Annotated in this window: 14 protein-coding genes and 1 pseudogene; 5 read left to right on the top strand and 10 right to left on the bottom strand. The window is 70.2% G+C overall.

What is annotated here, in order from left to right; genetic code table 11:
• Window positions 1-28: 28 nt before the first annotated feature.
• The 5 genes from RH94_RS36780 to RH94_RS36760 all read right to left on the bottom strand — a co-directional run bounded on the left by RH94_RS36780 (window position 29) and on the right by RH94_RS36760 (window position 7636).
• Window positions 29-2128 carry a DUF2075 domain-containing protein gene (locus RH94_RS36780; RefSeq protein WP_324614345.1) on the bottom strand — a complete coding sequence of 700 codons (2100 nt, stop codon included), beginning with the start codon at window positions 2126-2128 and terminating at the stop codon, window positions 29-31.
• A 213-nt stretch (window positions 2129-2341) separates the two neighbouring features.
• On the bottom strand, window positions 2342-4231 hold the full coding sequence (locus tag RH94_RS36775) for a DUF2075 domain-containing protein (RefSeq protein WP_073952613.1): 1890 nt from the start codon (window positions 4229-4231) through the stop codon (window positions 2342-2344).
• 394 nt (window positions 4232-4625) lie between these two features.
• Window positions 4626-5864, bottom strand: a complete 1239-nt coding sequence (locus RH94_RS36770) for a L,D-transpeptidase (RefSeq protein ID WP_407697412.1) — start codon at window positions 5862-5864, stop codon at window positions 4626-4628.
• Window positions 5865-6173: 309 nt separating this feature from the next.
• A complete protein-coding gene (locus RH94_RS36765; protein WP_073952611.1) occupies window positions 6174-6410 on the bottom strand; it encodes a hypothetical protein in 237 nt (78 codons plus the stop codon).
• 26 nt (window positions 6411-6436) lie between these two features.
• Window positions 6437-7636 carry an MFS transporter gene (locus RH94_RS36760; protein WP_073952656.1) on the bottom strand — a complete coding sequence of 400 codons (1200 nt, stop codon included), beginning with the start codon at window positions 7634-7636 and terminating at the stop codon, window positions 6437-6439.
• Window positions 7637-7725: 89 nt separating this feature from the next.
• Here RH94_RS36760 and RH94_RS36755 point away from each other — a divergent pair, with 89 nt between their 5' ends.
• Window positions 7726-8487 (top strand): DeoR/GlpR family DNA-binding transcription regulator, encoded by a 762-nt coding sequence (locus RH94_RS36755; protein WP_073952655.1) that lies wholly within the window; start codon window positions 7726-7728, stop codon window positions 8485-8487.
• A 54-nt stretch (window positions 8488-8541) separates the two neighbouring features.
• Window positions 8542-9573 (top strand): glycoside hydrolase family 3 N-terminal domain-containing protein, encoded by a 1032-nt coding sequence (locus tag RH94_RS36750; RefSeq protein WP_073952610.1) that lies wholly within the window; start codon window positions 8542-8544, stop codon window positions 9571-9573.
• A 204-nt stretch (window positions 9574-9777) separates the two neighbouring features.
• On the opposite strand, the gene RH94_RS36745 is transcribed toward RH94_RS36750, so the two are convergent.
• The 5 genes from RH94_RS36745 to RH94_RS36725 form a co-directional block, all read right to left on the bottom strand.
• Window positions 9778-10284, bottom strand: a complete 507-nt coding sequence (locus RH94_RS36745; RefSeq protein WP_234426294.1) for a hypothetical protein — start codon at window positions 10282-10284, stop codon at window positions 9778-9780.
• Between the two features lie 167 nt (window positions 10285-10451).
• Window positions 10452-12275: an alpha/beta hydrolase gene (locus RH94_RS36740; RefSeq protein ID WP_073952608.1), complete on the bottom strand. Its 1824-nt coding sequence runs from the start codon at window positions 12273-12275 to the stop codon at window positions 10452-10454.
• A gap of 9 nt (window positions 12276-12284) precedes the next feature.
• Complete coding sequence (locus tag RH94_RS36735; protein ID WP_073952607.1) at window positions 12285-12746, bottom strand: hypothetical protein; 462 nt, start codon at window positions 12744-12746, stop codon at window positions 12285-12287.
• Window positions 12747-13155: 409 nt separating this feature from the next.
• Window positions 13156-13860 carry a response regulator gene (locus tag RH94_RS36730; RefSeq protein WP_073952606.1) on the bottom strand — a complete coding sequence of 235 codons (705 nt, stop codon included), beginning with the start codon at window positions 13858-13860 and terminating at the stop codon, window positions 13156-13158.
• Window positions 13857-14759, bottom strand: a complete 903-nt coding sequence (locus RH94_RS36725; protein ID WP_079189323.1) for a sensor histidine kinase — start codon at window positions 14757-14759, stop codon at window positions 13857-13859. Before RH94_RS36725 ends, RH94_RS36730 begins: the two co-directional genes overlap by 4 nt.
• Window positions 14760-14899: 140 nt before the next feature.
• On the opposite strand from RH94_RS36725, the gene RH94_RS36720 reads away from it, so the two are divergent.
• The 3 genes and pseudogenes from RH94_RS36720 to RH94_RS45825 all read left to right on the top strand — a co-directional run.
• On the top strand, window positions 14900-15610 hold the full coding sequence (locus RH94_RS36720) for an ABC transporter ATP-binding protein (RefSeq protein WP_073952605.1): 711 nt from the start codon (window positions 14900-14902) through the stop codon (window positions 15608-15610).
• A pseudogene (locus RH94_RS46495) lies at window positions 15607-16816 on the top strand (ABC transporter permease); the annotation flags it as partial. The gene RH94_RS36720 and the pseudogene RH94_RS46495, both read left to right, overlap by 4 nt.
• Before the next feature lie 2 nt (window positions 16817-16818).
• The coding region (locus RH94_RS45825) for an ABC transporter permease (protein WP_234426293.1) at window positions 16819-17913 on the top strand (1095 nt) is incomplete at its 5' end.
• Window positions 17914-17928 lie beyond the last annotated feature (15 nt).

The following is a 17928-nucleotide window of genomic DNA, read 5'->3' as shown; positions in this document are numbered from 1 at the left end:
CCCGCCACTTCGCGTCCGTCCGCGTGCCTCAGAACAGATGCAGATCGGGTGACTGCGGGCCCACGTTCTGGCTTCTCCTGCGGGAGCGTCGTCCCCGGCGGGGCCGGGGCAGGTGCGGTACGCGCGCTTCCTCCGGCAGGTTCTCCCAAGTGGGACGCAGCCCGTGCACCTGAACCTCACCGACCAGATCCTTCAAGTAGCTGCGGGTCTCCTCATCCGTGGAGTAGAGCACCGTCGCACGGCTCGCCCGGGTCATCAGCACGTGGTAGGCATGACGGACCAGCCGGGCGAACTCCTGGTCGTCGACGCTGCCGGCCCTCACCTTGGGGTCGAACGAGCCCGGGACGGCGACGCGCTTGACGCCGGTCTCCGGGTCCTTCCGCTCCTTGCCCCGCCGGAACACCCACTGGCCGTCCCGGCGCACCATGTCCTCACCCATGATCACGCCGCACCAGTCCCACTCGAGCCCCTGGGCCGTGTACACGCAACCGATCTGGCCGAGACCGTTCTCGTGCACGGACCAGATCTTGCACGGTGGCACTCCGTTCTCGCAGAACGCGTCGCTGTCCGCGTTCCACGGTCTGTGCCAGTCACCGATCCGCACGTCGCTCTCCAGACGCCTCTCCCTGCCGAGCGGCTTCGTCCACGGCCAGCAGTACCCCGCGACGAGGCGAGCGGACGCCCCGGCAAGCGCTTCGGTGTGGATGATGCGTTCGAGCTCTTCCGGGCTGTCCGCCACTTCGACGTGCATCAGTCCGTCCGGCGTCCACTGCTCCGGTTCCCCGTCCGTCACGCCGAGCACGGCGCGCACCCAGCGGATGTAGGCGTCGCTGCCACCACAGCGGAACTGCTCCCGCAGTCCGTACCGGAGGAGACTGGCCCCGTACCGTCGCGCCGCATCCTCGATCAGTTCTGCGGTGCCGACCTCGTTCGGTCGCACGCACTGCCCCTCGTCCAGGAAGAACACCGTCAGGCGGGACGCGTCGAGGAGTTCGTCGACCTGGGGCTTGGTGCCCTGCTGCTCCGGTTTCCAGAACCGGTTGGTCGAGCGTTCCCGCAGGCGGTGCGCCTCGTCGCAGATCAGCACGTCCAGGGGCGGGTCCGGCGGGGTGACGAAGTTGCTGAAGTAGGTGAAGCTCTCCTTGAACTCGCGGTCCCCGTAACCGACATGTTCCTGAATCGCGCCGTTGAAAGCTCTGCTCCCGCTGGCGTACTTGACCGTGCGGCCGTCGGCTTCCAGCTCCGCCTTGAGCTGGAGACCGATGGCGCTCTTCCCCGTACCGGCACCACCGGTGACCAGGAAGACCACGCGTCGCTCATCCGGCACGAGGGCGGGGCGCCACGGATCGGGGAGAACCTTGGAGGCGGTGTCCAGGATCTGGTCGGCGACCCTCTTCTGCCGACCGCGCAGGGTGAAGACCGTGTCCTCTCCGCGGGAGCGGATCATCGCGTCGAGCAGGGGCGTGTTGCGTAAGCCCATGCTCTGCAGCAGTAACTCGGCTGCGGAGGCTCCGCCCTCGTCGGCGAAGTGCTTGCGGAGATCGGACATCAACTGCTCGCGCCGGTCGTTCGTGTAGACGCGGGCATAGGGGCCGGTCGGGGCGTCCACGTCGACCAGGGGCCGGACCGAGGCGTCGGTGGCATTGTGCAGGTAGGCGAAACCGCCGCATTCGAAGTCCAGCCCGTGCAGCGGCCCCCTGTCGCCCGTGAACGCATCGTAGTACTCGCGCAACTGCAGGGCGGGATGCTTCTTCTTGCCCATTCCCGGTACGTGCACCAGTTCCGCTGTGGCTCGTTCCACCCTGGTCACCATCGACCAGCGCTTCAACTCGACCAGTTGAACGGACAGGCCACTCTCCTCCGGGTGGTGGCCCACAAGGACGACATCGATGAGCCTCGGGTCACCGGGGCGGTCGGCCTCGTCGAGGGTGGCAGCGCATTCGACGATCATCTCCACGTTCCCGCGACCGGCGGCGACCAGGTCCCCGGCGAGGTGCACGAGGCTCTCGGCCCACGCGGAGCGTTCCGACAGCGAGGCGTCCGCACCTCGGAAGTGCCGCCATCGAGCGGCCAGATGGGGCACCATGCGGCGCCTCGAGTTCAGGGTCAGCAGATCCTGTGCTGCCAACCTCAGGAGGAGCATGGACACGAGGTGGATCCCCCAGGGCACGAGTGACTCGTGCGGGTGGGGGCGTGTCCTCGTGGGAAGCCCGTCGGGCCGCAATCAGTACCCGGGATCTTAGGGAGATCGGCCGCCTACGGACGACGACGACACCGTGGTCGACGCGAAGCGTAGCCATCATGGCCGGATCGTGTGCTCCGTGGCGAGGAATCCCCCCTGTCACACCGCGGAAACCCGCTGCTCCCGTCGGCCACCGACCAGTTCCCGCAGCTTCTCCCGCGTCTCCGGGTCCGTCGAGTACACGATCGTGCCGATCATGCCGCGGGTCAGCAGCACCTTGTAGGTGTTGCGGATCAGGCGGTCCACGTCGGCGTCGGAGGTCGACTTCTTGAAGACCGGGTCCTCGGACCGCGTACGGTCGGTGATCCAGTGGTCGCCGCGCCAGACCAGGTCGGGGCCCATGATCACGCCGGACCAGTCGTACTCGAAGCCCTGGGCGGTGTAGACGCAGCCGACCTGGCCGAAGCCGGCCGGGTCGGTGGCCCACAGGGCGGACGGGGGTGCGCCGGAGACGGAGCGGTCGCCGCGGAGGTTCCAGGGGCGGGCCCAGTCGCCGATGACCACGTCGGCGGGAAGGGGGTCGCCGGGCCCGGGTTCCTTGGACCAGGGCCAGCAGTAGCCGGCGGACATGCGGGCGCCGTAGCCCTGGTCCCGACGGGCCTGGAGGAACGCCTCCATCTCCTGGGGGCTGTCGGCGACCAGCAGGTGCATGCGGCCGTCGGGTTCCCAGACCACCGGACCGCCGCTCTCCAGTCCGAGGAGGCGTTTCACCCAGCGCAGGTACGCGTCGCTGCCGCCGCAGCGGAACTGGCTCTCCAGCGGTACGACATGGCATTCGAGGCCCTTGGCCGCCGCGGCCGCCTCGATGTCCTCCACGGTGCCCATCTCGCCGGGGCGCACGACCTGGTGTTCGTCGAGGAGGAAGACGGGGACGCGGGCGACGTCGATGAGTTCGTCGATCTGCCGCTTGCCGGTGCGGTGGGCCGCCGGGGTGTAGCGGTTGGCGGAGGTCTCGCGGATGCGGTGGGCCTCGTCGCAGATCAGGACGTCGAGGGAGTTCTTCTCGGCCGTCATGAAGCTGTTGAAGTACTTGAACAGGTCCTGCACTTCGCGCTTGCGCGTGCCGGCGACCTTGCGCATCGTCTTGGTGAACGACTGGGAGCCGGTGGCGTGCAGGGCCGGGATGCCCTGCCGGTACAGCTCGCCGAGCAGGGAGAGCGCGATGACGCTCTTGCCGGTGCCGGGGCCGCCGGTGACGACCACGACCTCCTTGTGGTCGGACCGCTTGGCCTTGCGTACGGCGTTGAGCACCATGCGGTAAGCGACTTGCTGCTCATCCAGGAGGACGAACTGCTCGCGTTCCCGCACCTCCTGGGCCGCGACCGACATGAGCTGCTTCGACGGGACCGTCCTGCCCGCCCGGAGTTCGTCGGCCGCGTGGGCGCCGGGCACCTTGTCGCTGAGCTTGGTGCGGAGGTGGTCGATGAAGTCGCCTCGCCGCTCGGCCGTGAACAACTGGCCGTGGTCGTCGAGTTCGATGGCGCGCAGGCCGCCCACACCGAACTCCGTGGCGTTGTGCAGGTACGCCACGCCGCTGACGCGGCCCGGGTGTTCGGCCACCGCGCCGTTGAAGTTGACGAGGTACTCGCAGTAGCGGCGTACCTGCTCGATGGGGTTGAGGACCGGGTGCGTGTAGGCGTCGATCCGGCACAGCGCCGGGTCGTCCTCGTCCGGTTCGGCCTGGCTCCACTGCTTCAGCTCGACGACGACGTACGACGGCTCGCCCGTGGCGGGGTGTACGCCGGCGAGGACGGCGTCGGCGCGCTTGCTGTTCAGCGGGAGGGCGTATTCCAGCATGATCTCGACGTCGCCGAGGCCCGCGTCGTTGAGCGCGGCGGCCAGCGTGGGGACGCTCCGCTCCCAGGAGCGGACCTCGGCGGCACTGGGCCGGTGGCCGTGCATGTGGACGAACTGCTCGGTGAGGTGGAGGTAGAGCGAACTGTCGAGCGCTCTCGCGGCGATGGTCTTCGCGGACTCGCGGAACAGCAAGGACTTCCCCCAGGCAGCACGAAGTGACTCGTGCGGGTGGGGGCATGTCCTTCGAGACTCCACCGGAGTGGAGCGGAAGCCCGTCGGGCCGCGATGACGACGGAACCGAGGGTACCTGGCGGTACTGACAGCCGTGTTGGTGGCCACCGGGGCGGGGTGGCACCGTGTCCAGTGCCGCCCCGCCCTCTCAGCCGTCCGCCGTCACTGCCGTTCCCGTGCCGCCGCGACACTCGCCCGCCACTCCGGCGCGTCCGGTTCCTCGTGGAACTCCAGGAGGCGCCGGCCGGCGTGGCGGGCCAGGGCGACCGGCCTGGACCGGGGTGACGTGGAAGAACTCACGTCGTGCGTCGACCCGGTCGACCCGCTGGGCCTCTGCGCGGAACGTGACCCGGCGTCAGCTGGTGGCGCTGCCCGCGACCCACTCGCTCCACGGCATGTTCCAGTCGCTGAGGCCGTTGTCCGGGGCCAGCGTGGTCTTGTCGTCGGAGTTCTTGACGATCACGACGTCACCGATCATCGAGTGGTCGAAGAACCACGCGGCGGGCTGCTCGCCGTCGCCGCCGCCCTTGACGTCCTTCAGGCCCACGCAGCCGTGGCTGGTGTTGACCTTGCCGAAGACCGGGTCGGCACTCCAGTAGTTGCCGTGGATGAACGTGCCCGAGGCGGACAGGCGCATGGCGTGCGGTACGTCCGCGATGTCGTACGCGGGCTTGCCGTCCTTCTTCGTGAGGCCGACGGACGCACCGTTCATGCGGATCTGCCGGAACTTCTCGGAGATGACCATCTGACCGTTGTACGTCGGGTGCTCGGGGCTGCCGGACGAGATGGGGATGGTCTTGATCGTCTTGCCGTCCCGTACGACGGTCATCTGCTTCGTCCTGGCGTCGACCGTGCTGATCTGACTCCGGCCGATCTTGAACGTGACTGTCTTCTGGTTGCCGTGGGGGTCGAGCTTGACGGTGACGGTGGAGCCGGGCTTCCAGTAGTTCTCGGGGCGGAAGTCCAGGCGCTGGTCGTTGAACCAGTGGCCGACGACCCGCTGGCCGCTGCTGGAGCGGACCTGGATCCTCGACTCCACGGCGGCCTTGTCGCCGATCGCCTTGTCGAACTCGACCGTCACCGGCATGCCCACGCCGACGGTCGAGCCGTCCTCGGGGGTGAGGTGCCCGATGAAGTCGCCGGCCGGGGAGACCGTGGTGATCGTGGCGTACCCGGTGACGGAGCGTCCCTTGGCGTCCTCGGCGTCTGCGGCGACCTGGTACCTGGTGGCCCGCTCCAGTCGACCGTCCGGCTTCCAGGACGTGCCGTCCGCGGACAGGGTGCCCGGAATCTCGGCACCGGTCGCGACGGCGGTCATGGTCACCTTGGTGAGCTTTCCGTTACTGACGGTGACCTTGACGGGGTCGTTGATCCCTACGTTGTAGGCACCTTGCTTGGGCGTGATCTTTATTCGGGCGTCGGAAGCGTCCTGGGCGGCCGGCTGATCCACCCGCGCCTGCGTTTTCGGGGGGTTCCCGGCGTCGTTGCCGCTGGTGGCAGCGTTGCTGGTGCCGCCGAGGGCCGTGAGTGCGAGTACGCCGCCGAGTACGCCGGCCGCAGCCACCAGCCTGGTGTTCCGTTTACGTTCCGTGATCAAACGCTTCTCCCATGTCGCTGGTCTCTGAATCTCTGGAGCTGGTTGCCCGAGGAGCGCAACCAGTCCCAGAACCACTTATACGCATCCATCCGTTCCGAAATGGGCAAACTGTGGCGAAGACCACCCGCCGTCGAGCGCGTCACCGAGGCCCTGCTCGAAGGCCGGACGGCGCGTAGCCGTCTGCTCTCGCCACCCAATCCCGTTGAGCTCGTCGACCAGTTCGCGGATCGCCTCCCGGCGACCCGCTCCACCCACTGAGCGGTGGCCACCGACGGGTGGACGGTCTCATGGAGAGGTGGAGACGGATCAACACGTCGTCGGCGACATCGTTGTCCGCGACACCCTGGTGCCGCAGCGCGCGGATGACGTCCGCGGCGGTGCGAAGGTCCGGACGTCCTGCACGCGGTACCGGTGGGCCTGGCCGCTGTCGTTGTCGGCCTCGGCTTCTTTCTCGGTGAGGAACCGGAAGTCGTACTCGACACCCAGGTCGTCGCCGGTGGGTTCGTCCGGCGGCCGGGGGTGGGCGGGGAGCCTGTGCGGCACGGGGTCAGGCCGTGCCGCACAGGCGGTCAGGAGCCGCTGTGTGTCATCTCGTGTGTGCGGCCGGATCCGGTGCGCAGGACTCCGGCGGTCGCCGCGGTGACGACGCACAGCAGGGTCAGCAGCAGGAAGGTGTGGTTCAGTGCCACGAGATGGGTCATCCAGCCGATGACGGCGGGACCGGCGAGCATGCCGAGGTAGCCGAGCCCGGCGACGCGGGAGACGTTGGCGCCGGCGGCGGAGGGGTCGGCGTGTCCGGCTGCGCTGAACAGTTGGGGGACGCAGCCCGACAGGCCCAGGCCGAACAGCGCCCAGCCCACGAACGCGGCCCATATCCACGGGGAGACGGCCGCGATCGTGATTCCGACGGCGGCCGTGGCTGAGCCGTAGCGCAGGATGGCCATGGGCCCGAACCGGGCGGAGAGGGGGTCGGCGAGCAGCCGGCCGAGCGTCATCATCGCCGCGAAGGTGCCGTACCCGAAGGCGGCGGTGCTCGCCGGTGCACCGAGGACGTCCTTCAGGTGCAGTGCGCTCCAGTCGTTGGCGGCTCCCTCGCACAGCATGGCCATGAGAGCCAGGGCGGCGAGGGTCCAGATGCGCCCGGGGGTGCCGCGTCGCTTCGCGGCCGGTGCCTGTTCACCCTCCGCGGCGCCGGTGGCGGCAACCGCCGGCGCGGCCGGCAGCAGGCCGCGTGCCGCCACGAGTGCGGTCATGGCGCCCACGGCTCCCAAGGCGCCCAGAGTCGCGGCCGGGCTCGTGCCGGCGCTCGCGGCACCCGCCGCGACGAGCGCGGCGATGACGCCGCCCACGGAGAACGTGGCGTGGAACGCCGACATGACGGGCCGCTCGTACGCCTTCTCCACATGCACGGCGTGGGCGTTCATGCTCACGTCCAGGCAGCCGTTGCCGAAGCCGAAGACCAGCAGCGCACCCGCCAGCGTCCACGGATCCCGGGAGAGGCCGGGCAGGACCAGGGTCGCACCGCACAGAACGCCGGAGGCGGGGACCACGACACGCGCCCCGAGGCGGTCGGTCAGACTCCCGGCCGCCTGCATGCCGATGAAGGCCCCGAGCCCCAGCAGCACCAGGAGGCCCCCCAGCGTCGCGTGGCTGATGCCCACGCGCTCCTCGATGGCGGGGATGTGCACCACCCACGCTCCCATCAGGGTGCCGCAGAGGATGAAGTACACGAAGGTCGCCACACGGGCGGCTCGAAGCGAACGTTCCATGTCGGCCACCATAAAGAACAACTTTGATGTTTGGACAGCCGCACTATGAACAACTTGTGTGTTCATTTCGAGTGGTGTTCAATCGCGACATGAGCAACGCAGGCCGGCACAGGCTGATCGCGCAGGCCGTCAGGGAGTCGGGCAGTGTCACGGTCCAGGAGCTCGCCGAGCTGACCGGCGCCTCGGAGATGACCATCCGGCGCGACCTCGACACACTGGCCGCGCAGGGCGTCCTCGAACGCGTCCGCGGTGGGGCACGCACCCTGCTGCTCAGGGGCGAGGAGCCGCCCTTCGCGCTGCGCGCCCACGAGGCCGTCGACGCCAAGCGCAGGATCGCGGCCGAGGTGTCCTCGCTCATCGCCGACGGCGAGACCGTCCTGCTGGACAGCGGCACCACCTGCCTGGAGGTCGCCCGCCTGCTGCGCGGGCGGCCGGTCACCGTGATGCCCCTGTCACTGCAGGCCATCCACATCCTCGGCGAGACTCCGGGGCCGGCCACGCTGATGGTGCCCGGCGGACGGCCCCGCGCCGCCGAAGGGGCCCTGACCGGCCCCCTCACACTCGCCTCCCTGGCGGCACTGCGCTTCGACACCGCGGTCGTCGGCTGCTGCGGCCTGAGCGCGGCCGAAGGCCTGACCGCGTACGACCTCGACGACGCGGCGGTGAAGAAGGCGGGCATCGCCTCCGCACGCCGCATCGTCGTCGCCACGGACGGCAGCAAGCTCGGCCGCACCGCCTACGCCTACGTCGGCCCCACCACTCTCCTGCACACCCTCGTCACCGACACCACGGCGCCCGCCGACGAGGTGGCCGCGCTCGAAGACGCCGGCACCGTCGTCAGGACCGCCTGACGAGTCCGCCGCGCGGGACGCACCGCACCGCGAGCCAAGAAGTGGCCGCCCATCATGACCACCACCATCGGCCAGGACGCCCACGCCGTACTGCTGCCCGCACTCGACGGGTTCACCGTGCCCGCCTCCCTGGCCTCACTGCTCGCCTCCGGCACCCGCTCCGTGATCATGGGCGAATCACGCGCCGAGTACGTCGCCCGGGCCATGACCGAGAAGCGACAGGCCACCGAGACGCCGCAGCAGTTCGTCGACTTCACCGCGCGCCTGCGCGCCCTCGCCGGTACGGGTGTGCTCGTCGCTGTCGACCAGGAGCCCTGGGGGATCAAGCGGCTGCACCGCCTCGTGCCCGGCCTGCCGGACTTCGGACCGGACACCGACCCGGCAGAGGTGGAGTGCGCCGCCCACGAACTCGGCCTCGCTGCCCTGCGACTGGGTGTCAACACCTTCCTGTCCCCTGTGTGCGACCGCCTCACCGGAGACAACCCCTGGCTGCGAGGACGCACCCTGGACCTGCCTCCGGCCCGCGTCGGAGCACTGGCGGCAGCCTTCGTCACCGGTGTGCAGCGCGCAGGTGTCACCGCCGTGACCAAGCACTTCCCCGGCTTCCCGGAGGTCACCGCAGACCCCGCCCTGGACGTGGCGCACGTTCCCGAGGGCCGCTGGACCGAGAGCGCCCTGATCCCGTTCGACGCCTGCGTGCGAGCCGGCACACGAGCCGTCATGATGGGCCCCGCCCCTCTCGCCGGGCTCGACGGTGACGAAGCCGCCCTCACCTCCTCCACCGTGGTCGGGCTCCTTCGAGACCGCGGTTTCGACGGCCTGATCGTCAGCGACGACCTCGACGCCCCCGCGACCCTGCGCGGCCGCACCGCGCCCCAGACCGCGGTGGCCGCCATCCGCGCCGGTGTGCACCTCCTGCTCGCCCCGGAGGACGGACACCTCGGCGACGTCGCCGAGGCCCTGATCGAGACCGCCGAGGGCGACACCGCGTTCGCCCGCACCCTTCACAGCGCGGCCGAACGCGTCCGCGCCCTGGCCGACAGCACCGGCACTGACGGTCAGCGCCATGCCGCACAACCTCGCTGATCCTCACCGCGCGGTCAGTAGCGCTGTTCGGCCGTGCGGTCGTCGGTGTGCACGAGGTGGTCGTCCGGGTCGAGGCCCATCGCCTTGCGCTCGGGCGACGCCCAGTACATGGCGTTGCGCTCCGCGAAGGTCTCGGGGCCCTCGTAGAAGATCAGTCAGACGAGGCGGTGGCGGTGGCGGGGTGGGTGTGCCGGTAACGTCGTGTCAGAAGTGCTTGATCGTCTCCCCTTCAGGAGCCCGGTAGCAGCCGGAGATGACTTCGATGCCAAGGCTCGGGGTGGCACGCTTGCTGTACGCGACGATCCAGACGCTCATCTTCCGGGAGTCGTTGTCAGCGATGAGGTTGAGACTCCTGTGCGGACTGTTGTCGCGGTACGAATCCTTGATCACCCAGCCGCCCGTACTCAGCTTTTCCTTCAGGTTCTTCATGGCCACGTCGTTGTCGGTACCGGAATCCGGTTCGAAGTTCCACGGGTGGTAGACCTGGAAGTGCGTCTCGGGGTCCTTGCCTGAGCAGGCTTTGACACCCGGCCCGGCCTCGGAGGCCTTGCCGGGGACACCGGTGAAGTCGTAGATCTGGCTGGAGACGGCTTTCACCGAGGCGACCGCCTCGTCGACCGTGGCGGTGCCCGCGTCGGGAATCCCCGAGCCCGTTTCGCCTGGTGTGCCGGCGCTGGTGGCGGGGGGCTTGGTGGTGTCGTCGTTCGTCATGCCACATCCACTGAGGAGAAGGCCGGTCAGTACGAGGGTGAGCGAGGCACTGCCCAGGCGACGCCGAGGGGAGATGCGGAGCGGTGCGCGGAGCATGCAAGTCCTAGATTTCGTTCGGCAGTTCGGTGGTAGTCCGGTGTGCGACGCTACGAGCCGGCGGGCGTCTGTCACTGGGGAGCGGTGACGTTGCCGTACTCGCCGACCACGACCAGCGCCTGGTTCTTCAGCGCCGTCGTATCTCTGTCCCAGTACTGGCTGTGGCCCTCCGCTCCCTTGGTTGCCGTCGGGCCGCTGCCCTCGGCACGCGTGTTCATCTGGTTCGCGCCGAAGGCTTCGTCGCTGGGGATGAGGAACACGCCACCGCCGGGTTTCCACTGGCTGCCGCCGTGGCCCCAGCGGCCGATGTCCGGGACGGGGTCTCCGTCCGCTTCCTCGTTCCACACGTGCCCCTTGGGAACGTCCAACTCGTCGGCCGAACCGACCTTGACGCCCGGGCTTCCCGCCAGGATCACGTCGTCCGCGTTGAGGTCGCCGGTCTGGGCCGCCGCCCCGATGAGGGTGGTGCCGTAGGAGTGTCCGACGGCCGTACGGTGCGGATCGCCGGAGCCGCTGTGTGAGGCATCGAGGCCGTCCATGAACTGACGGTAGGCGGGCGCTCCGTCGTAGGCGTAGTGCTCGAACGGGGCGTCCTTGACCACGTCCTGCGGGGCGTCGTAGCCGAGCCAGGTGATGGCCGACACGGACGCGTCCCGTTTGGCCTTCTGCGCCTGGCGCCACAACTCGGTCATCCGGTCGATGTCGCCGCCGATCTTCCCGAGGTTCGACGTGGTACCGGGCACGTACACCGCCTGGTGCTGGGCGGTGTCGGGGTTGCCGGTGGCCACGATGGCCCGGCCGTTGCCCTCCGCGCTGAACCCGAGGAGATACGCCTCGGGCAGTCCACCTTCGCCCGTCTGGTCGAACCGGGCCCGGACGGCGTTCATGCCTTTGAGGGACGACTGCAGGTGCCGGTACTCGTCGCCGTACTTCCTGTTCCACTCCATCCATTCGTCGGTGTGCACCTTGGACGGATGTCCACCTGCGGTGATCCACGTCCACTCGTTGGCGGGTGGTTTCGGGATGGAATCGATCCGAAGCTGGTACTCGGCCTGCTTCTCGTCGAGCACGATGCGGTTCGCCTCGTCGCGGATCTCGGACGGGAGCCCGTCCAGTCTCCCCACCACATCGGGGTGAAGGGACAGACAGGTCTCGCGTTCCTCGGGGCTGAGCCCGTTCCACCAGTCGGAGTTCTCCTGCGGGCTGCCGTCTTTCGGAGGACCGCCGATGGACTCCAGGTAGCCCTTGCCCGCGTCCCGGACCCCGGCCATGTCCGACTGCGCGTCCTTGAGGTCCTGGTGGGACACGGTGAGGTCGTCATCGGCCTTCAACGCCCGGATCTTCGGCTCCCACTTGGCGTCCGCCTCCGTCGCCTCCTTGAGCGCGGTGGCGATACGGTCCGCGATGGCGAGGGCCTCGGCGTGGTGGGGGTTGGGGTCGAAGCCGGCCGCCTGGTGGCCGACGGCTTGGGCCGTAGGGTCGGTGGCGCTGCCGACGGCGCCGCCTTGGGGAGGCGATTCCACGCTGTTGCGCGGTCGGGCTTCCGGGTAGGTGACGCTGCCATCCGCGTTGACTGTTAACTTCAGCGCTTCCGCGTCGTCGAGCGCGGCCAGGAGCTTCCTGCGGGCGGCGTCCATGTCGTGGGCGAAGCCGTTGAGCGCCGTGCTGACCAGGCCGCATTCGATCTGGGTGTAGTGGAAGTCGGCCGAGAGGTTCTTCAGCTCTCCGAGTGCTGCTTCGAGAGCGTGGCCTTGGAGGAACTTGCGCATGCCCGCGGCAACGACGTTGTCGATGTGGTCCTTGGCCGCACAGGCCATGTCGCCGGCCGCGCGGTAGCCATCGGCCGCCTCCTCGAACTCGGACGGCTTCAGCTTCTTGAGGGTCGCGAGATCCATGGCTGTCCGTTACCGCCCAGCACCCTGGCCGCCGACCGCGGGCCTGTCGGCGTACTTGGCGGCGATGGCAGCGAACGCCGATCCGACGGACCCGTCGGTCGTCAGGAGGTCGCGCCCGACTTTCTCGAGGACTTCTTTGACGCTGCCGCAGCGCTCGTTGACGCTCTTGATGTAGCGGGCCCAGGAGTCGTACACGTCCTTCTGGGCTCCGGCGGACAGGCATCCCGACTTGTCACCGAGCCCTTTCTGCCCGTCCTCCAGCTGGTTCAGGGCCTTGCCCACGCCCTTCCTGAGACCGTCGACGTTCTCGCCCGCTTTGCTCCACTCCCGCCGAGTGGACTTCACACCGCCGGTGACGCTGCTGGTCGACGGGCCGGGTCCGTCGCCGGCCTCGTACTGGTCGAGCTGCATTCGTGCCGTGTGTCGATGGACAGCGTCCTGCTTCAGCTGTTCCCACTCGTCCCACGCCATGCGTGGTCTCCTCCCCCGTGGCCCGGGCGCTGCCCAGGAGTGCGCCGTGCGACTTCCGTCGTGCTCAACAGGGTTGGTGCTACAGACGTTACGGGCGGGTGCACTGCGTGACGTCCGTACGTTTACGCAACCGCGCCTGAGCAGGGAGAGGCCGAGCCGGATGCGCGGACACACGCCGACCTCGGCTCAGCCTGATCGCCGGGGAGTGGAGGACTACTCCTGCGTTGTACTGGCTGATCCGCCCCAGAGACACAGACAGGCTGGGGCGTATCAGGCCGGGTTTTCCTCGGGCGGGCCCGGCGCCGTCCCCGAGAGCCGCACCCGCGCCACACCGGCCGAACGGAGAGTCACGACGGCATGCCGACCGGCCTTCGGTCCGCAGGGCAACGAGGTCGGGGCATGGGCCCGGTCATGGGCCCGGGGGTCTGCTCGCCCCGGAGTCACCGGGCCGGACCAGCCCGGTCTCGTAGGCGAGCACCACCGCCTGGGCGCGGTCGCGGAGGGCCAGTTTGGCGAAGATGCGGGCCACGTGGGACTTCACGGTGGCCTCGCTCAGGGTCAGTTCGGCGGCCAGTTCGGCGTTGGACAGGCCGCGGGCCAGCAGGGTCAGGACTTCCAGTTCGCGGGGTGTCAGGGTGGCCAGATCGGCGTGCACGGCGGGTGTTCGGGCGGCTTCCGAGGCGAAGCGTTCCACCAGTCGGCGGGTGATCGACGGGGCCAGCAGGGCGTCGCCGGTGTCGACGAGCCGTACGGCCGCCGCCAGGTGTTCCGGGGTGACGTCCTTCAGTAGGAAGCCACTGGCCCCGGCGGACAGCGCGGTGTACACGTAGCGGTCCAGGTCGAAGGTGGTCAGGATGAGCACCCGGCAGTCGGGGAGTCGTTCCAGAATGCGGCGGGTGGCCTCGAGGCCGTCCATGTTCGGCATGCGGATGTCCATCAGGACGACGTCCGGTCTGAGTTCGCCTGCTGCCGCCAGCGCTTCCTCGCCGTCTGCCGCCTCGCCCACGACGTCGATGCCGCGAGCGGTCAGGATCAGCCGGAAGCCGGTCCTGATGAGGGTCTGGTCGTCGGCGATGAGGACACGGGGGGCCTGCCCGGCTGCGGCCGTCGTCATGGGCGGTCCAGGGGTATGCGTGCCCTCACCCGGTAGCCGCCGCCGAGACGGCGGCGGGCGTCCAGGTCTCCTCCGTACACCGCGACCCGCTCCCGCAGCCCCAGAAGTCCGCGGCCCGTGCCGTCCCCGTGTCGCGGAGCGGCCGGTGCCGACGCGGGCTGGACGGGCGCGGTGCCGGTGCCGGTCAGCACGCTCGGGCCGGTGTTCAGCACCTCCACACGCAGCGCGCGGTCCGCGTACCGCACGGTCACCTCGGCCTTGCCGCCGTCGCCGTGTTTGAGCGCGTTGGTCAGCGCCTCCTGGATGATGCGGTAGGCGGTCACGTCGACGCCCTGGGGAAGCGGGCGCGGCTCGCCGGAGATCCGTACCTCCACGGGCAGTCCGGCGAACGAGATCCGGTCGACGAGCGGGCCGAGCCGGTCGAGGCCGGGCTGCGGCGCCGGCCCCGTGGCTCCGTGGTCGGCTCCGCGGTCGCTCTCCGCACCCTCGACCAGATCCTCGTAGTCCGTGTCCTCGCCGCTCTGTGACGGCGCCAGCAGGCCCAGCAGATGCCGCAGGTCGGTCATCGCGCCGCGTCCCGCGTCCTCCACGGCCCTCAGGGCCGCCGCGGCCTCGTCCGGCATGGTGCCCAGCACCTCCCTCGCGGCCCCGGCCTGAACCACCATGAGGCTGACGTTGTGGCTGACGATGTCGTGCAACTCGCGGGCGATACGGTCGCGTTCGGCCGCCACCGCGGTACGGGCGGCGCTCTCCCGCTCCCGCTCCAGCAGCCAGCCGCGTTCTCCCACGACGGCCCGCCAGCGGCGCCTGGTGCGCACGAGCGCCACCGTCAGCCAGCCGGCGGCCGCGCACGTCACCCCCAGCGCCGCCACGAGGGCGTCCGGCTCCCATTCCCACACGAAGGCCACCTTCGCAGAATGGCACGCCGGTCCGCATCAGCCTGCGGATTCATGGCCCTGCATCTACAGGATGAGGTGCGGGCCGGAGTGCCATCCGGAGAGCGATGTCCACGCACTCGGCTTCGCCTAGCGTCCCGTGCATGGTCACTGAGGACAGCAGCAGCACGGAGGCCGCCGTACAACTCGACGGTGTGCGCAAGGAGTACGGCGGGACGACCGCCCTGGACGGGGTGTCGCTTCGAATCCGGGCCGGGGAGGCGGTCGCGGTGATGGGGCCCTCGGGATGCGGCAAGTCCACCCTGCTCAACATGATTTCGGGCCTGGACCGTCCGACGGGCGGCACGGTCCTCGTGCACGGGGAGGACGTGGGGGCGCTGAGCGAGAAGGGCCTGGCCCTGTACCGGCGGCGGCGGATCGGCATGGTCTTCCAGTTCTTCAACCTCATCGACGACCTGTCCGCGCTGGACAACGTCGCCCTGGCCGCGCAGCTGACCGGCACCCCGGCCCGGCAGGCCCGCCGCCGCGCCCTGGAGCTCTTCGAGGAACTCGGCATCGCCGACCGCCGGAACGCCTATCCCGCCGTGCTCAGCGGCGGTGAGCGGCAACGCGTCGCCGTGGCACGGGCGTTGATGAACCGCCCCGCCCTGCTGCTGGCCGACGAGCCGACCGGCGCCCTGGACAGCCGCTCCGGCGAGCAGGTGATGGACCTGCTGCTCGACCTCAACCAGATCGGCCAGACGCTGATCCTGGTCACGCACGACGAGCACCTCGCGCGGCGCTGCGCCAGCCGGCTGGTCCTCCTCGCCGACGGCCGGGTGTCCGGCGAGCACACCCTGGAGCCGTCCGCATGAGGGCGGTGTGGCGGGCCGCGCAGGCGGCCGTACGGCGGCGCAGGCTCCAGACGTTCGTCATCTGGCTGGTCACGTTGACCTCGACCGGGGCGATCGTGGTCGCGCTCGGCCTGGTCGACTCGGCGTCCGCCCCGTTCGACAAGGCGTTCGCCGAGCAGCACGGCCCGCACGTCGTCGCCGCGTTCGATCCCGCCAAGGTCTCCGACGCGCGGTTGGCGCAGGCGGCGCGCCGGGCCGAAGTCGAGGCCGCCGCCGGGCCCTTCGCGCAGGCCGTGCTCGACCTGCCGAGGGACGGCGCCCACGGCCTCCACGGCGCGGTCACGGTCGTGGGCCGTCCCGGTCCCGGGGGCCCGGTGGACCGGGTGGACCTGTGGGCCGGCCGCTGGGCCACCCGGCCCGGTGAGATCGTCGTGAACCGGCAGTCGGACTGGACGGCGCGCGACCTCGGCGAGCGGATCAAGGTGCCCTCGGGGCCGACGCTCACCATCGTCGGGTTCGGCTTCGACATGAGCCGCACCGCGGACGCCTGGGTCGCACCCGGCCAGATGCCGGCCCTGCGCCCGACGGCCACCCAGATGCTCTACCGCTTCACGGACGCGTCCTCGGAGAGCCGGCTCCGCGCGGACCTGTCCGCGGTGACCGCGGAGCTGCCGAAGGACGCGCTCACCGCCTCCCAGTCGTATCTCACGCTCAAGAGCCAGGTGGGGAGTTCGGCGCGGGCCTACGCCCCGTACCTGATGGCGTTCGGCGTTCTGGGCATCGTGGTGTCGGTGCTCATCGTCGGCAACGTGGTGAGCGGCGCGGTGATCTCCGGTTTCCGGCACATCGGCATCCTCAAGGCCCTGGGGTTCACGCCGGGACAGGTCGTCGCCGTCCATATCACGATGATCTCCGTCCCCGCGGTCGCGGGCTGCGTGGTCGGCACCGTCGTCGGCAATCTGCTGGCGCGTCCCCTCCTGCGGTTCGTGTTCATGGGGCCGGACGCGGGGGTGTTCCACCGCAGTGTCGGCATCGCGCCCTGGGTGAACGTGCTCGCGCTGCTCGGCATGCCCGCCGTCTGCGTGCTCGCCGCGCTCGTTCCGGCGGCGCGCGCGCACCGGTTGTCCGCGGCTCGGGCGATCAGCGCGGGCAGCGCCCCGCGCGCCGGGCGGGCGCTGGGCATCCAGCGCCGGCTGGCGGGCAGCCGGCTGCCGCGGCCGGTGAGCCNNGTGGGCCTGCCGTTCGCCCGGCCGGGCCGCAGCGGCCTCACGCTCGCCGCCGTGGTCCTGGGGGTGGCCACCGTGACGTTCGCGACCGGTCTGGGCACGACGATGACCAGGTTCGGTGACGCGGGGCGGGACGACTTCCAGGTCACGGTGTACGCGGGCCGGGCCGGCCACGGCAAGGTGATCGAGCCGGAGCACGGGGACCTCGCGCTGCAGTCGCTGCTGCGCTCGCTGCCCGGTGCGAGCGGCGTCACCGCGAGGGGGGTCGTGGAGGCCCGCATCGCCGGCTCGGTGCGGTCGGTGTTGCTCGAGGGACGCCGCGGTGACCGGCCGCAGTCGGGCACCGTGCTCGTCGAAGGCCGGTGGACGAGCCGTACCGGCGAGGTCGTGGCCACCTCGGCCTTCCTGCGTCGGCACGGCCTGCGGGTCGGTGACCGTCTCGTCCTGGAGAAGGGCGACCGCCGGGAGAAGGCGGTCGTCGTCGGCGAATCCATGGAGACCAACGGTCAGTTGGTCTTCACCGACTGGTCGACGTTGACGGCGCTGTCCCCGCGCGAGAAGCCCATCGCGTATCTGATCGCGTTGCACGGCGGCGCGGACCCGGCCGCCTACGCGCGCGCGGCCAGGGCCGCCGACCCCGGGGTCGACCCGGTGCCGCAAGGCCCGAACACCACCACCCGGACCATCGTCGGCTCCGCGGCGCTGCTCACCGCGATGCTCGCCGTGGTGGCCTCCCTCGGCGTCCTCAACACGGTCGTGCTCAACACCCGCGACCGCCGCCGCGACCTGGGCACGCTGAAGTCGATCGGTATGACACCACGTCAGGTCACCGTGATGGTGGTGACGTCGATGGCGCTGCTCGGCGTGGTCGGCTCCCTGCTCGGCATCCCGTTGGGCATCGCGGGCTACGACCTGGTGGTGCCGCGGATGGCGGACGCCGTGGGCATCGTCCTGCCCGCCTTCATGACGGACGTCTGGCGGACCGGCACCCTGGTTCTCCTGGCCCTGTCGGGCCTCGTGATCGCGGTCCTGGGCGCGTTCTTCCCGGCCCGGGGCGCGGCACGGCTGACGGTCGCGGAGGCGTTGCGCAACGAGTGAGGCTCCTGCGGCGGG

It is taken from the genome of Streptomyces kebangsaanensis, from assembly GCF_001906585.1.
In the GTDB taxonomy this organism is placed as follows: Bacteria; Actinomycetota; Actinomycetes; order Streptomycetales; family Streptomycetaceae; genus Streptomyces; species Streptomyces kebangsaanensis.
This window is presented reverse-complemented; position numbering and strand designations above follow the sequence as displayed.